General features: G+C 40.4%; 14 protein-coding genes and 1 pseudogene. 4 read left to right on the forward strand and 11 right to left on the reverse strand.

Annotated elements, in window-relative coordinates; translation table 11 throughout:
* Positions 1-74 precede the first annotated feature (74 nt).
* The 7 genes from IPK31_04430 to IPK31_04460 all read right to left on the reverse strand — a co-directional run bounded on the left by IPK31_04430 (position 75) and on the right by IPK31_04460 (position 7,374).
* Positions 75-836 carry a hypothetical protein gene (locus IPK31_04430; GenBank protein ID MBK8087243.1) on the reverse strand — a complete coding sequence of 254 codons (762 nt, stop codon included), beginning with the start codon at positions 834-836 and terminating at the stop codon, positions 75-77.
* An 82-nt stretch (positions 837-918) separates the two neighbouring features.
* On the reverse strand, positions 919-1,743 hold the full coding sequence (locus tag IPK31_04435) for a DUF4292 domain-containing protein (GenBank protein MBK8087244.1): 825 nt from the start codon (positions 1,741-1,743) through the stop codon (positions 919-921).
* 6 nt (positions 1,744-1,749) lie between these two features.
* Positions 1,750-2,184, reverse strand: a complete 435-nt coding sequence (gene dut, locus IPK31_04440) for a dUTP diphosphatase (protein MBK8087245.1) — start codon at positions 2,182-2,184, stop codon at positions 1,750-1,752.
* Positions 2,185-2,192: 8 nt separating this feature from the next.
* Positions 2,193-2,669, reverse strand: a complete 477-nt coding sequence (locus tag IPK31_04445) for a 2-C-methyl-D-erythritol 2,4-cyclodiphosphate synthase (GenBank protein ID MBK8087246.1) — start codon at positions 2,667-2,669, stop codon at positions 2,193-2,195.
* A gap of 63 nt (positions 2,670-2,732) precedes the next feature.
* The gene (gene porV, locus IPK31_04450) at positions 2,733-3,914 is read right to left on the reverse strand and encodes a type IX secretion system outer membrane channel protein PorV (GenBank protein MBK8087247.1); all 1,182 of its coding nucleotides are present in this window, start codon (positions 3,912-3,914) and stop codon (positions 2,733-2,735) included.
* A 50-nt stretch (positions 3,915-3,964) separates the two neighbouring features.
* Positions 3,965-6,949: a type IX secretion system sortase PorU gene (gene porU / locus IPK31_04455; GenBank protein ID MBK8087248.1), complete on the reverse strand. Its 2,985-nt coding sequence runs from the start codon at positions 6,947-6,949 to the stop codon at positions 3,965-3,967.
* Complete coding sequence (locus IPK31_04460) at positions 6,946-7,374, reverse strand: hypothetical protein (GenBank protein MBK8087249.1); 429 nt, start codon at positions 7,372-7,374, stop codon at positions 6,946-6,948. The genes porU and IPK31_04460 overlap by 4 nt, the downstream gene beginning before the upstream one ends.
* 345 nt (positions 7,375-7,719) lie before the next feature.
* Between IPK31_04460 and IPK31_04465 the strand changes: the two are divergent.
* Together IPK31_04465 and IPK31_04470 are read left to right on the forward strand one after the other, a co-directional pair.
* Positions 7,720-9,266, forward strand: a pseudogene (locus IPK31_04465) (SUMF1/EgtB/PvdO family nonheme iron enzyme).
* Between the two features lie 121 nt (positions 9,267-9,387).
* Entirely contained in the window at positions 9,388-10,665 is a 1,278-nt protein-coding gene (locus IPK31_04470) for a UDP-N-acetylmuramoyl-tripeptide--D-alanyl-D-alanine ligase (protein ID MBK8087250.1), read from the forward strand.
* 1 nt (position 10,666) lies between these two features.
* Here the strand turns inward: IPK31_04470 and mce are convergent, their stop codons facing one another.
* Complete coding sequence (mce, locus tag IPK31_04475; GenBank protein MBK8087251.1) at positions 10,667-11,068, reverse strand: methylmalonyl-CoA epimerase; 402 nt, start codon at positions 11,066-11,068, stop codon at positions 10,667-10,669.
* Between the two features lie 46 nt (positions 11,069-11,114).
* Between mce and IPK31_04480 the strand changes: the two genes are divergently transcribed.
* Complete coding sequence (locus IPK31_04480; protein ID MBK8087252.1) at positions 11,115-12,293, forward strand: IscS subfamily cysteine desulfurase; 1,179 nt, start codon at positions 11,115-11,117, stop codon at positions 12,291-12,293.
* 104 nt (positions 12,294-12,397) lie between these two features.
* Complete coding sequence (locus IPK31_04485) at positions 12,398-12,730, forward strand: iron-sulfur cluster assembly accessory protein (GenBank protein MBK8087253.1); 333 nt, start codon at positions 12,398-12,400, stop codon at positions 12,728-12,730.
* Positions 12,731-12,809: 79 nt separating this feature from the next.
* Here IPK31_04485 and IPK31_04490 read toward each other — a convergent pair whose 3' ends face one another.
* The 3 genes from IPK31_04490 to IPK31_04500 are packed head-to-tail and all read right to left on the reverse strand — an operon-like array spanning position 12,810 to position 15,600.
* Complete coding sequence (locus tag IPK31_04490) at positions 12,810-13,289, reverse strand: T9SS type A sorting domain-containing protein (GenBank protein MBK8087254.1); 480 nt, start codon at positions 13,287-13,289, stop codon at positions 12,810-12,812.
* A complete protein-coding gene (locus IPK31_04495) occupies positions 13,268-13,927 on the reverse strand; it encodes a hypothetical protein (GenBank protein ID MBK8087255.1) in 660 nt (219 codons plus the stop codon). The genes IPK31_04490 and IPK31_04495 overlap by 22 nt, the downstream gene beginning before the upstream one ends.
* A gap of 14 nt (positions 13,928-13,941) precedes the next feature.
* Positions 13,942-15,600, reverse strand: coding sequence for a hypothetical protein (locus tag IPK31_04500; protein MBK8087256.1), 1,659 nt, complete (start codon positions 15,598-15,600; stop codon positions 13,942-13,944).
* Between the last annotated feature and the right edge of the window lie 29 nt (positions 15,601-15,629).

The following is a 15,629-nucleotide window of genomic DNA, read 5'->3' on the forward strand; positions in this document are numbered from 1 at the left end:
AGTTGTTGCCGGGTTATTGCGCATTGTTTTTAGCAACCTTTGCTTTGGCAGCTTCTGCATCTATTTTTCCTTTTCTAAGCATCAGCTTTTACTTTTGCTTCTGCCTCTTTTCTTGCTGCTGCAATTTCTCTGCTGATAATGGATGAAATAGAAGCCTGTAATGATTGTGCCTGTTTCCTCTTTGCTGCTATGGTAGTATTAATTTCTTTTTCTCTGTTCTTCAAATTCTTTACCACTGCATCCTGTTCCTGTTTATCCTTTACCAGTTCACCCATTTCTTTCGCCTGGCTCTGTATGGTGAGTGTTTTTTCTTTCTTGTTATTGGTGAGCTGAATAATTTTTTCTTTATACAGTATCTCTGTATGATTGATTGCATCGAGCTGCTGTGCACGGTAACTGCGGTATGCTTTCATATAAGCAATACGGCGGATGGCATCATTAAAGTTGGTAGCAGAGAACAGGAAGTTTAAAAAATCATAACTGCTTCTGTTCTTGTATGCATACACCACATTGTGTGCATAGTTCATCTTCAGTGTATCCAGATCTTTCTGCAAACGTTTCATTTCACGGTAAGAGGTGTTAATATCACCTTCAATGGAACGCACCTGTTTATTAATCGTGTAAATGACTTCGTTACGTAAACGGATCTTATTCTGAATCAGTGTAAGCTGGCCGATACTTTGCTTCTTGTTTTTCTTAATCTCGTTGTACTGGTTATTGAGCACTTCAATTTCCTGGAGTGTCTGTTTTCTCTTTTTTTCAAGCTCAGTTTTATCCTGTGCAAATACAAGTACCTGCAGGAGAGTAAAAACAGTAAGCAAACAGATTTTCAACATAGGCATGATTTTGAATGATTACAAAAATAAGGGTTCGGGTTTAAAGAGTTAAACGCCGTGTTATTTGAAAACGTATGCCGGTTTAGATTCTTTTAAATTTTTTAGGAATTGTAAAGGGGAAGCTTAACTGTTCATTAAACTTATAATCCTTGAATTTAAGCTGTACTTCCAGCTTATTCTGCTGTATAATAGATATTTCCCTGTAGGCAGAGAACATGACGCCTGCTTTATTTTCGTAGTCGTTATAGATCAGATCACAGGTGCGGTTCATCACCGGGTCATTATCATCAAGTTTGCTTTTTTCAACTAAAAATCCATTGCCAATAGAAAGACGGTTTTTAAACTGCGGATCAATACTGAGCAATGCATAACCATTGGCCGCCTGGCTGTATGATATAATACTGTCTTTATTGAAAAACAAAGGATTGCCCAGCAGCAAATTCTGTAAATCAGAAAAAGCAAATGGGATCTGGCTCACTTCCTGGATATGTTCCAACGGCCTCACCTGGTAAGTGTTCGCCAGCTTATCCATGATCTTTATACTGTCTTTGGTAATGAGTACCCGTATGCCTTCAATACCAATATCGTTACTCAGTGAAATCCAGATGAGGCTATCTTTCAGCATCCGGATATTCGCAATAAAATCGGGCTGCTTTCCTTTACTGTTTGTATAATCAACTCTTATTTTAGCTGAGAATGTATTGAACTCAATTCTGTTCTTCTGCACTTTCAGCAATAAATCATTTACCATACGCATGGTATCTTCATGTGTTGGCTGCACAACTGTTAAAACTGTTACTACAGTATCTTTCTTAACAATTGCCTGCTGAATTTTTTTAGTTGAGCGGCAGGCAGAAAATGCAAGCAGCAAAACAATTGTAACAGCTAAAACATAAATTCTCTTCATGATCAATTAATTTTTTCCTGTGCTGCCAAAACCGCCTGCACTTCTGTTTGTATCTTCTATTTCAACTGAAAGTTCCCAGTTAATTTTTTCAACTTTCTGTATCACCATCTGTGCAATACGTTCACCGCTTTGTATAATTTGTGTTTCGTTACTCAGGTTAATTAAGATAATCTTAATTTCTCCACGGTAATCAGCATCAATTGTTCCGGGCGTATTTAAACAGGTAATACCCTGCTTAACAGCCAGCCCGCTTCTTGGACGTATCTGTGCTTCAAAACCCTGTGGCAATTCTATTGATAACCCTGTTGGGATTAATGCACGCTGTAAAGGTTTTAATTCAACAGCTTCTTTTATATACGCCCTGATATCCATTCCGCTTGAGCCTTCGGTTGCATAAGTTGGCAATGGATTATTTGAGTGATTGATAACACGAACCGTCATATAATAAATTATTTTTCGAGTAATACAGTGGCATAAGCAACCAGCCCTTCTTCTCTTCCTACAAAACCCATCTGCTCTGTTGTAGTCGCCTTCACGGAAACAGCATCTGTATCCAGTTCAAGAATGGCAGCAATGGTTTCCTGCATCTGGCTGATGAAAGGCTTAATTTTCGGAGCCTGCAAACAAAGTGTACTGTCAACGTTTACTACATGATAGCCTTTCTGTTTGATTTGATCAAACGAACGCTGCAGTAAAATCTTACTGTCGATATTTTTAAATTCAGCAGAAGTATCAGGAAAATGAGTGCCGATATCACCCAACGCCAAAGCGCCGAGCATTGCATCACAGATGGCATGCAGTAACACATCAGCATCACTATGACCAACAGCTCCTTTATGATGCGGAATTTCCACACCGCCAATAAACAATTTTCTTCCTTCTGCCAGTTGATGATAATCAACACCTGTTCCGATTCTGAATGCCATAGTATAATAAAAAAAGCGAAGGTAAACTACCTCCGCTTTTGACAAAATCTTTTATCGTTAATACTAATTCTCAGGAGTTGTTGTTTCACCAGCATCTCCGCCCAAATCAAAAATGAGACTGAAACGGGTGGTATTGCTTAACGGGTTGCGGTTAATTCCCTGACCGGTTGGTACCAGGTATGAGAAGTTAAATCCTAAACGGTTATACTTTACGCCTGCTCCCACACTGAAGAAACGACGGTTGCCTTTTGTTTTGGCTTCATAAAAATATCCGGCTCGTGCAAAAAACAATTCGTTGTAACCATATTCTATGCCAGTTGAAATCTGAAACTCTTTCAGCTCTTCACTAAATCCTCCGGGTGCATCACCAAAAGAAGAGAACCAGCTGCCAACTACACTTTTGTTACGATAAGCATCCAGTGCGCCTGCTGCCGTATCGGATGGTGGTGTGGGTACCAGTAATTTATTTATATCGATTCCAAAACTGATCTTATTGGTTTCATCAATGGCTTTATGATAAACGCCGCCAATACCGAGGTTGGCAGGAATATAATCTTTACCTCTTGCATCGTTGGTATAAGAAATTTTTGTTCCGAGGTTGCTCATTACGGCACCTGCGGTAAAGCCTGATCCTTCTTCATTAAGTCCGTTATAATAAAACGATACATCGCCTGCAACAGCTGTTCCGGGTTTGTAAGTAACTCCGTTGGTATTGCCATTGGCAAGGTTGGAATAGATATAGCGGAGTGCAACGCCTACTCCTATTTTATCGCTTAAGCGGCGGCTGTAACCTGCATCAATAGAAAACTCACGGGGATTAAATTTTTGCAGATCGTTACCTGCGAAATCGGTAAACTGAATACTTCCAAGGTTGAAATAACGCAAGGAAGAAGAGATAGACGAGTTTTCATCAATCTGATGATAACCGGCGAGTGTGCCAATAAACACATCGTTTAACCCAAGATCTTTTAACCACGGTGTGTATGTCAATGCAATGGATGAACGTTGGGTGGCAAAGGGAATTTTTGCCTGATTCCAGAACGATGAATTTGCATCGGGTGATGTGGCAATACCCAGATCGCCCATACCTCCTGCTCTTGCATCGGGCGAAATACGTAACATGGGAACAGCGGTGGTTACTACATTAATTCGGTCTTGAGCAAATGTTTTAATAGAAGCAAAAAGAAAAATTGTGCACAGGATTTGGATTGAAGCTTTTCTCATCAGAATTGAAATTTGAGCCATAAAAATAATTGTATTTGGCCAATGCCGGTCAAAATTGAACGTTTTTGGTTTTACAGAAGAACTAATTTTTGAAGGGCCGATTGCTTTTTACCGTTTGAGTCTTTTACTTCTAACTGGTAAATATAGACCCCACGGCCAATTTTCTGTCCGTAGTCATCTCTTCCGTCCCATTCAATGTCAAAAGAACGGTTTCCTTCTGTATTTATTGTACGGATGATAGATTTTACAAGCTTCCCGGAAACGGAGAAAATGCGGATCATTACGTGCAGGTTATCACCCGGTCGGTTATGCTCAAACATGAAGGTTGTTTTGCTGGTAAAAGGGTTGGGGTAATTGTACACCCTTTCAATTTTAAATTCCTCATCTTTCACCACTTTAAATTCAAGCCTGTATTCACTGCTGTTATTTTGAACATCCCATGCTTTGATAGTAAGTGTATGCAGGCCTTCTGTTAAATCAGGCAGTTGAAACCGAACCGAACCTGCCTGGTAACTGTCTGCATCTGCTTCGTAATAATCATTGAGTATAAAAAAGCGGCTGTTATCATTATCCAGCGTTGCAATCAGGTCATGACCAATACCTGTACCCACTGTATTAATACCGCTTGAATCAACTAAGTTCAGCAGCAATACAGGTGTTTGATTGGCAATACCACCATTAACGAATTTTTTATCGTTGAGCCAGCCTTTGATGGTTGGACCAGTTTGATCACTGATTGGATTTGTTCCTGCACCACCTACAACAATGGATGTTTCAGCCCCGTTTCCATCCTTCGTACCATCTTCTGCATAGTAATTAATCTTCCCGTTTCCAAACTGGTAGTTGATATCTTTTGGAACAACAAACGTGTAACTGAATTGTCCGTTGGTAACTTTTGCCTTCCCTTTAAAAATAATATTCGTCTGATTATTGAAGATTACAACATTACTTGTGGCATCATTCCCAAAGGTTTTTACCTGTTGAACCTTATCAAAAATTACAGGATATACATTTCCGTTAAACCCGGTCAGGCGATTACCGGAAGCATCTGTTACTTCGCCTTTGATGGTATATCGGTCCAATGCTTTTAACGTATCAGCAGATGGTGATTGATTATTGATGGATGTTGTTTTTACTTTCAGGTTTGGAAATCCAAGACGCACAGCAGGATCTCCGAGCAACGTGAATTTTCTGTTGTTGATCACATCACCAAAATTCAGATAGGTATAATTCTTTGCTTTTTTCATGGCTTCACCCAGCGTTGGAAAAATTCCATTTGCATCAGTTGCCAGTGCCATCTGGAAATAATTATTATTGATGATGCGGTTACTGAAAGCAAACACCACACGGGTGGTTGTCATTAAAGCGATGGCACCTGTTTTTTCCCTAACTAAAATATTTTCGCCAATCGAATTCACAGCAGGATTATCATAAGGAGCAAAATCGCAGGTAGCAGTAATAAACAATGGAAGTCGGTCAGGATTGTTCCAACTGTTCACCATATCCTGGTCGAGAACTACTTCCTCAGCTAATCTTCTGAAACCACCATGACCGCTGTAATTCCAGATCAATGTGCCGGAAAATAGTTTATTGTTGACGGCCTGGTTTGCATCTGGGTAACGGCTGCCTCCACTTCCGCTTTGCTGACGGTATGCATCGAGATAAATTTTTGAGAGATTAAAAGTTTTGTTTTGCTGAATCACCTGTGCATGCAGTTCTGCATCATCGAGGTGAATATTATTGTCTTCATCATCTGCCACCAGTGATACTTCATTTCTCCACGGACCAAAACTTTCTTTGGCGTGATAGCGGATCACTTTATCAACCACATACTTTGCTTCCTGTGCATTCTTTGCAGGAATACGGCCAATGCCAATATCAATTAAACTTACAGGAAAAGTCTGGTTGATGTTATCAGCATCATCCAGTAATCCAAAAAAATCATCCGATGTATACGTTGATAACGGATCAAGTGACGCATTGCTTTCGTAACAGGGAACAAGATTGGTGTTTGCACTGATCCTGTTTTGATAATCATACGATGCATCACCAAATAATAAAAGATAACGGGGACGTTTGGTTGTATCGTTCCCGGCTTTATCATAATACATTTTTACAAAATCACGGGTAGCAGCAGGATCAGCTGTGCCTGATGAAAATTCATTGTACACCTGGTCGGTTGTTACAACAAGAGTGCGGAGATTTTGATTTTGCTGATGCCATGCACCCAGCCTCTGTGCTTCTGAAAGTAAAGATGGATGAGTTACAATGAGGTAATCTTTTACAGATGAATTGTGCAGATCCTGATTGTTGATTTTGCCTAATGCCTGAGGCTGTAAAAAAATCTGATTATTAAAAGCAACATATTCCCTTAAACGTTCAGAAGTATTAGCGAACCTGAATTCTGAACCTGTTACTGTTCCTGAAATATTTACAGGATTTAAGGGGTCAGTCACTTCCCAAACAATTGTATTCGCTGATGCAGATTGCAAACGAAATTCAGTACTGTTTCCACTGCCTACCGTTTCCCAATCACGGAACATCAACTGATCAATCCCGTTCATACTTAACAGCCGCTGCGGAAATAACTTAAACCAGTTGAGCCATCCCTGTGAATTTAAACTGCCGGGCTGGTACGTGTATTGAATCGTAATGGCCGATTGTGCTGAAGTAAATGTTGAAACTGCTTCATGCGGAAAAGCCACGGGATCGTAAGTACCTGTGCCAACACTTGTAACATTGTGCTGCACTGCCACATTATTATTTGCCCTTACTGTAAACGAACTGCTTACACTGTTACTTCTTGCAGCAACATTTGAAACAATCTGTACCGGAGTGCCGGTTACTAAGTTTGGAAAAGAGACAGAAAAATTCCGTGTTACTGTTTTGCCGGGTGTATTACTGAACTCTTCTCCATACCATTCTTTGCCACTCTTTAAAAAATTAATGGTATCCAGTTCATAAAAATAATGGTCCCGGAAAGCTGTCACCACTTGATTAGGTGATGCTGCACTATTTTTGTTTTGTACTCTCAGCCCGATTCCGCCAACTGTCAAAAATAAAAAGATTCATTACTGTATAAATTTTTCTGATGCTGAAATGTTTTATTCAGTGAATCTTTAATCCATGCATGCGGTCCGGCAGCAAAAAACAGGAAATAATCATTGCCGCTGAAAATACCATCGCCACCATCCACCATCAGTATGGCGTTCTCAGTTAAATCATCTGCCCTGCTGATTGAATTTGCTTCCGGCAGCATCTGCCCCCCATTTCCATACAAACGGATAGCAGTGCTGGATAAGTTGGTGGTATTAACTCCCAGGGCCTGCAGGAAAGTCACATTCACCCGGTATACACCGGTATTTTTTACAGATAATTTATACCAGTTGCCGTTTGACAGCACAGAATTAGTACGATAGCTGCGTTGTGCAGTAACGGAGAGAAATACAAAACAGCCAATTAGCAGTGCAGTGTAACGCATAGAGGGTGAATAACAAATATACCTGAAATGGCTTTGAACCACAATTCGTTCATCAATTGCGGGTCTTATTTATCAGAAAATAAACAGTCATCTAAAAATGCAAATTGAACTGCTGTTTGCTTCAGCTCATGATTAAATAAGATGCCATTTTACAGGCTGTTGCTGCACAGATTCGTAATTCTACTGATTACTAAGCAGAAATACTGAAATTCATATACAGGACCACTATTTTGTATAATTTTTAAAAAGAAAAACCTATGTTTGTCTCCACTCCTTATTAAAATTTGGAGTGTGAAATCCAATACAATATTTTTGAACATTACTCGTTAACTAAAAAACGAAGAGATGAAAAACCTTTTCCACGTTAAAAATCTGGGTATCCTGTTAGTCGGGGCCACACTTATTACTTCCTGCAACCTCTTTAAAAAGAAGCCGGAAAAATCTTCCAATACTGGCTGGACCTACAATGATCCAAGCGGTAGTGGATTCCGTGTTTCTAAAGAAAAAGAGCAAAAAACAGGTCCTGGTCTCGTCTTTGTTGAAGGCGGTACGTTTACCATGGGTGCTGTTGAAGAAGATGTAATGCGTGACTGGAATAATATTCCAAAGCGTGTTACCGTTGCTTCTTTCTACATGGACGAAAGCGAAGTTGCCAACGTTCATTACCGTGAATATCTCTACTGGCTGAACCGTGTATTTATGGAAACAGCCATTACCAACAAGGCTTTACCTGATACACTTTGCTGGCGCAGTGAGTTAGCTTACAACGAACCTTACGTTGAATATTATTTCCGTCATCCTTCCTATAATTTATATCCTGTAGTTGGCGTAAGCTGGAAACAGGCTTATGATTATTGTTTGTGGCGTTCTGACCGTGTGAATGAAAATATTCTCTACGACAAAGGCATCACCAACAAAAAAGCTGAAATGCAGAAACAAATGCAGGGCGGCGGACAGGATAACTTTAATACAAAAGCATACCTGTTAGGTGAATACCAGGCAACCCCGGTAAAAACATCAAATCATATAAAGATCCTATTACAAAACAGGTTCCTACAAGCATCAGTTTTGAAGAAGGCTTAATCTTACCTGATTACCGCCTGCCTTCAGAAGCAGAATGGGAATATGCAGCCTATGGTTATGTAGCTCAAAACCCTAATCCACGTAAAAGCGAAAAGCGTCGTGGTGAAGAGTTGATCGCTAACAAACAGGTTTATCCATGGTCACAAAATGTAAATGGATTGCGTGATGCACGCCGCAGCAGCTGGCAGGGACAGTTCCTCGCTAACTTCAAACGTGGATCAGGTGATAACATGGGTGTTGCAGGTGGTTTAAATGACCGTGCTGTAATTACCGGACCAATCAAAGCATTCTATCCAAACGGTTTCGGCTTATATAATATGGCCGGTAACGTGAGTGAGTGGGTTGCTGATGTATACAGACCTCTTACAGGTACTGATGGAGATGACTTTAACCCTTACCGTGGTAATAATTTTCAACGTATGGATATGAGTACAGGCAAAGCTGAAAGAGATTCACTTGGCCGTATTAAATACCGCAATGAAACTGAAGACGAAGTAAAAAACCGTCGTAACTACCAGAAAGGTTATGCTATTGATTACTTAGATGGTGATTCTTTAAGCCAGGTTCAATATGGATATGGTATCACTACACTTGTAAGCGATAAGAGCAGAGTTTATAAAGGTGGCAGCTGGAACGACCGTGCTTATTGGCTCAGTCCCGGTACACGCCGTTTCATGGAAGAAGAACAGAGCAGTTCACAAATTGGTTTTCGTTGTGCAATGACACGTTACGGCAGCCAGGAAGGAAATGGAAGAAAAACAGGTAACTGGTTCCAGACCAGAAAACAAAACAACCGTAAAAGAAGTTAATACATAAAATCTTTTCAAGAAACCCTCTGCCTGCAGAGGGTTTTTATTGGGAGTAATTCAAGTTCGCAGAAATCATTTCATGCATTATACTGAGTTAACACGAACTAATTATCTTTGAAACATGCTCATCGAAGAACTGTACAATCTGTTTCTGCAATACCCATCTGTACAAACAGATACCCGTAAATTAAAAACAGGTGATCTCTATTTTGCACTGAAAGGTGAAAATTTTAATGGTAATCAGTTTGCTGTACAAGCATTGGAAAAAGGAGCAGTATATGCTGTAGTTGATGAGGAGATTGACTCAACTGATAAGAGGATTATAAAAGTGGATGACGTGCTGCAAACACTTCAGCAGCTTGCCAAACATCACCGGCAGCAATTCACAATTCCATTTATTGCTATAACAGGAAGCAATGGAAAAACAACCACAAAGGAATTGATTCATGCTGTTCTTTCATCTCACTTTAAAACTTATACCACAGAAGGCAACCTGAATAATCATATTGGAATTCCGCTCACATTACTGAAAGTAAAAGCTGATGCTGAAATTGCTGTAGTAGAAATGGGTGCCAATCACCAAAAAGAAATTGCATCTTATTGTACTTATACTTTGCCAACACACGGCTTAATTAGTAACTGCGGCAAAGCACACCTCGAAGGTTTTGGCGGAATTGAAGGAGTTAAGAAAGGAAAAGGTGAATTATATGATTTTATCAGAAATACAAATGGTACTGTTTTTATCAATAAAGATTATGAATACCTGCTCAGGATGAGTAAGGGAATTCATTTTCAGATTACTTACGGAACTGCCAATGCAGAAACAACTGGGCATTTAATCAAGAGCGAGCCTTTTTTAAAAGTGGAAATCACAAGTAATGATGTTATAGACATTATAGAAACCCATTTGGTGGGAGATTATAATTTACCAAATGTGCTTGCTGCAGTAAGTGTTGGACGATACTTTCATGTGCCTGCTGAAAAAATAAAACAGGCACTTGGAAATTATCAGCCTTCCAACAGCCGGTCGCAGTTAATTGAAAGCGGAACAAATAAAATTATCCTGGATGCTTACAATGCCAATCCCAGCAGTATGAAACTGGCCATTGAAAACTTTGCCCGTATGCATGCTGAGAAAAAAATACTGATGCTGGGAGGAATGGCTGAAATGGGTGAAGCAAGTCTTGAAGAGCACAAAGGAATTATTGAATTGATTCAGCAATATAAATGGCATGCAGTTGTATTAGTTGGCGGCGATTATGAAAAAGTTGAACATCCGTTTATCAATTTCAATACATCAGCAGAAGCAAGGGAATGGTTTCTGCAGCAGCGTTTTGAACATGCTCATATTTTAATTAAAGGGTCAAGAAGTATGCAGATGGAAAAAGTGCTGCAATAACTTATTTCTTCTCCTGGCACAATTCAACCAACACCCCATTGGTAGTTTTGGGATGCAGAAAACAAACCAGTTTATTATCTGCCCCCTGCTTTGGTTTTTCGTTGAGTAAAATAAATCCTTCAGCCTGCAGTCGTTTCATTTCTGCTTCAATATCTGTAACATCAAACGCAATATGATGCATCCCCTCTCCTTTCTTTTCAATAAACTTTGCAATTACACCATCGGCAGTAAGACTTTCGAGTAATTCAATTTTCGTTTCGCCCTTTTTAAAAAAAGCGGTATTCACCTGTTCGCTTTCAACCAGCTCAGTTTTATAACAGTTTGTGTTCAGCAGTTTTTCAAACAAAGAAATGGAAACATCCAGGCTTTTAACTGCAATACCGATATGCTCTACCTTTTGCATGGGTTTTAATTTGAGAGCAATTTACGCCCATCAGCTTTAACTTTACATGATGAAGCAGCAGCAAATCATTTATCTCGACTACAATTCCACCACGCCGGTCGATCACCGTGTACTGGAAACTATGCTGCCCTGGTTTACTGAAAAATTTGGTAATGCTGCCAGTCGCTCACATGCAATTGGATGGGAAGCAGAAGAAGCAGTAACTATTGCCCGTGAACAGATTGCAAAACTGATTGGATCTGTAAAAGAAGAAATCGTATTTACATCTGGCGCTACCGAAAGCATCAACCTTGCTGTAAAAGGAGTTGCAGAAGTGTATGCTTCAAAAGGAAATCATATCATCACCTGCGTTACAGAACACAAAGCAGTGCTTGATACCTGTGCAGCATTAGAGAAAAAAGGTGTTGCTGTTACTTATCTGCCTGTGAATGAAAAAGGGATGATTGATTTAAATGATCTGCAAAAAGCAATCACCCCTTCAACGATATTAATTGCCTTGATGTATGCCAATAATGAAACAGGAGTTATTCATCCGGTGAAACAGATCGGAGCAATTGCAAAAGAAAAGAAGCTGCTGTTTTTCTGTGATGCTACACAGGCCGTTGGAAAAATTACGGTTGATGTGGTAATGGATGATATTGATCTGATGGCTTTTTCATCGCATAAAATATACGGACCAAAAGGTATTGGTGCTTTGTATGTAAGAAGGAAAAATCCAAGGGTTACGATTAAATCACAGATAGATGGCGGCGGACATGAACGGAATATGCGGAGTGGAACGTTGAATGTACCCGGCATTGTCGGCTTTGGTAAGGCTGCAAAGCTTGCCGGGCTTGAAATGAAAAAAAGACAGGAGAACCTGCAACTGCTGAGGGATAAATTAGAAAGCTCTCTACTACAGTTGGGAAGCGTAAAGATCAATGGAAATTCCGGCCATCGGCTTCCTTCAACAGGCAATCTCTGTTTTGGTGGAATAAATGGAACAAACCTGCTGGCGGCCATCAGCAAAAAAATAGCTGTCTCCAGCGGCAGTGCCTGCACCAGTGCTTCAACAGACCCCAGTCATGTGCTGAATGCAATGGGTCTGTCTGATGAAGAAGCCCGTAACTCCATCCGCTTCAGTTTGGGAATCATGACCACAGAGCAGGAAATTGACCTGGCTATCAAGGAAATCTCTGAGATCCTTCGGCAGCTAAGAGCGGAAGAAAATAGTATCTCAGGCTGAAATGCCAGCCAGCCCCAGTTCCACCAATTTGTATAATTTTGCAGACAAGACGTCAGGCAGCAACCAAATGGTCTGTTTGTTGTTACTATTCAAAAAAACAGATTATGATTTTCGTTACAGATAAAGCAAAAGAAAAAGTGTCACACTTAAAGCAGCAAGCCAATGTAGGCGCTGATGCAGAGTATTTTCTCCGTGTGAGTGTTGTGGGTGGCGGTTGCAGCGGCTTAAGCTATAAGCTGGACTTCGACAATGAATCCAAACCCAACGACCAAGTATTTGAAGATAATGGTGTTAAGGTAGTAACCGATATGAAGAGTTTTCTCTACCTCTATAACACAACTCTTGATTTCAGCGACGGGTTAAATGGCAAGGGCTTTCATTTCAACAACCCGAATGCCAGCCGTACCTGCGGATGCGGGGAGAGTTTTGCGGTTTAAATTATCAATCTAACAAAAAGGCATAAAACAAAAACCCCCTCTTGTAGAGGGGATTTTTTTAGCAGTTGGTTTCGGGTCGTCAGTTCTTGACAAAAGACTTTATTGTAAGCCCGTATTTACCCAGGATACGCAGATAATAAAATCCCGCTTGCAAGTGAGATATGTTTAGTTCAGTGTAAAACTGAATGTTATTTATCTTCTTTAACACCTGGCCGGATATATTGACAAGTTCAATTTCGGATATGCTGCTTGGTTCGGACAAATTAATGACAATTTTTTCTGAAGCCGGGTTCGGGCTGATCCTGATCAGCTCATTTAACCCAAACCAAACCTTTACGGTAAAGGATGCTTTTTCCCTGTCGAGCTTATCAATTGCTCTTAAACGATAATAGTTCCACCCGTTCAAAGGATGAGGGTCAACCTCTGTATAAGCCGCCTGGTTTAAAATAACTTTAGCCGGAACCTTTCTTAACAGTTCAAAATTCACTCCGTCCCTGCTCCGCTCAAGAATATATTCTTCCTGCTCATCATTATTCATCACATGCCAGTCAATGACCACTTCCTTACTTTTGCCCTGGCTGAAAAACTTGAAAGGTCGAGTGGTAATGGATTCAAACCTGCACTTGTAGACCCCAATGCAAAAGGACTGAACACATTTACCCCATTCCAGGTAATTGTGCCGTCACCCGGACTTACCGCCCCTGCGGCAGTACCACCTCCACCATAAGTATCCCAACTGGTACCATTAAAATGAGCAATCACTAAAGTTGGCAGATCGTTCACATAACTGATATTGCAGGGGCTTTGGACAGTCCAGCCAATGGTTACATTAACTGAAGTAACCACCCCACTATTTACATGATCCAGCGTCCAGTATTCGCATTGGCTTACACGTTGCAAACCACCTGCTGTAATTAAACCGCCTCCAAGCAAACGGGCATTTTCCCGGAAGAATTCTGCCGTAAATTCATCAGCAACATCATCCGGTGCAGAAATTGAAATGGTTCTGTAATGATTGATTGCACCAACCAATTTCCCAACAGGAAATACAAAAGCTGCATTGCCGATTTTACGTAAAGGGCCGGTAACAAATGAAGTGGGGCCTCCTACCGTTGATGTTCCTGTTGCAGTAATGTTTAAAAGATTTCCTGTAGTTGTTACAACAAGACCATTACTCAGTGTAAGATTGCCACTCATTGTGGCAGCCCCATTCAATACTTTTTTTGTCCTGTTATCTGCACATTTGCGTAATCAGTACGGGATGTGAATTGCTGGTCAGTTAGCATGGCAGTTAATCTGTCGTATACAATGGTTGATAATGCACCCAAAGTAACTGTACCTGAAGTTGCTAATGTACCAGTAGTTGAAATTCCATTTGCATGTTGGGTGTAAAGTGCACCTGTAAGATTAATATTTGTCGAACCGGTTAGTTGGTATTCATAGGCGAATAAATCACCGTTAATGGTAAAGGTTGAATTGTTGATCTCTTGATTATCAACGAGCAAAGCCTGTGAACCTGTTGCAATTAAAAGTCCAGCTGCATTAAGATTGACTATGCCGCTTCCTCCAATATTTGGAAACGTACCATTGAGTATAAACTGACCACAATCTGCAGTTTGAGTAAGTATTGCAGGAGTAGATGTTAAGATACCATCACGGAATATCTTCGTTCCTCCATTCTGAAAAGTGATGTTTGCTCTTACATCCAGATAACCATTAATCGTTGTGTTATTTCCGACACCCCCTCCAACTCCACCAACTCCTGAATTGATCACAAACCTTGGGTGATCATTAGGCCCGCTATTGGGAAAATAGACAATACCAGAAGCCTGAAAAACACCAGGCACTGACCAGTAGAAATATGACTGATCTGCAAACGTAACCCTCAGACTGTATGCAAAATCATCCGATTGATTTGGTGCTCCATTTGTCAGTGCAAAAACAGACCCGTTCGTTTCAACCCTTATTGTACTTGTTCCCGATGGTATTGTTCCATTAATTGTATATGAACCAAAAATGGTCATATCAGTTCCTGCAACATCGAATAAACTAAATGCGACACCGGCATTATGAATCAATGAACCTCCGGTATTAATTGTTAACTGGTTTGCAGATGCAGTGTTATTTATTGTAACAATATGTGCTGCATTGATCCTGATTGCATTGGCAGCATCTGTAGGAACAACTGCTGTCGGCGTCCAGATTATATCATCAACTGATGTTTCCCAGGTGGAGGCATCATCCCAGGTTCCGCTTTGAACTGTTCTGTAATAATTACCGGGTAATGCTGCTCCAGCAATTAAAAAACCTCTAATCCTGATATCATCAATATTAGAGGTTCCAGCTCCTGTAACTGCGGTGCCATCAACAGCAATATCAGAATTCATAACCCACCTGATAAAAACAGATGGCTGATCGTTACAGGCCGCAGGTAAAGCAAAATTTGTTAATACACCCGAAGTATAATTGTCTGCTGTTAATACTACTGCTCCGGGTAAAGCAACCCATGCGCCAGCACCAATTCGATATTCAACAACAAAATCTCTTGGACCTTTGTTAGAAGATCTTTGTTTGCTGGAAAAAGTGAGTGTGTTATAACCTGTTGTTGCAACTTCTACTTCCCAGTATTTTGTACCGATTCCCGTAATCCAGTTTGCTGCCACTGCAGAATTGGTAGTAGCTCCAGCAGGTGTAAAAGCAAGAGCATTGGCACCAACAGTTGCAATTGTCTTTGCTGCATTTAAAGGAATAGCAACGTCAGCTATCGCATCATCAGGATTATTTGGAAAGTTCCATTCCACCAATGTTGTTTGCCCAAATAAAAAACCGCCAGAAACCAGCAATAAAAAAAGAGTAAAAAATTTCCTCATCCTTTTAAATTTAAAAAGTGAACAATTCG

The organism is Chitinophagaceae bacterium, assembly GCA_016713085.1.
In the GTDB taxonomy this organism is placed as follows: Bacteria; Bacteroidota; Bacteroidia; order Chitinophagales; family Chitinophagaceae; genus Lacibacter.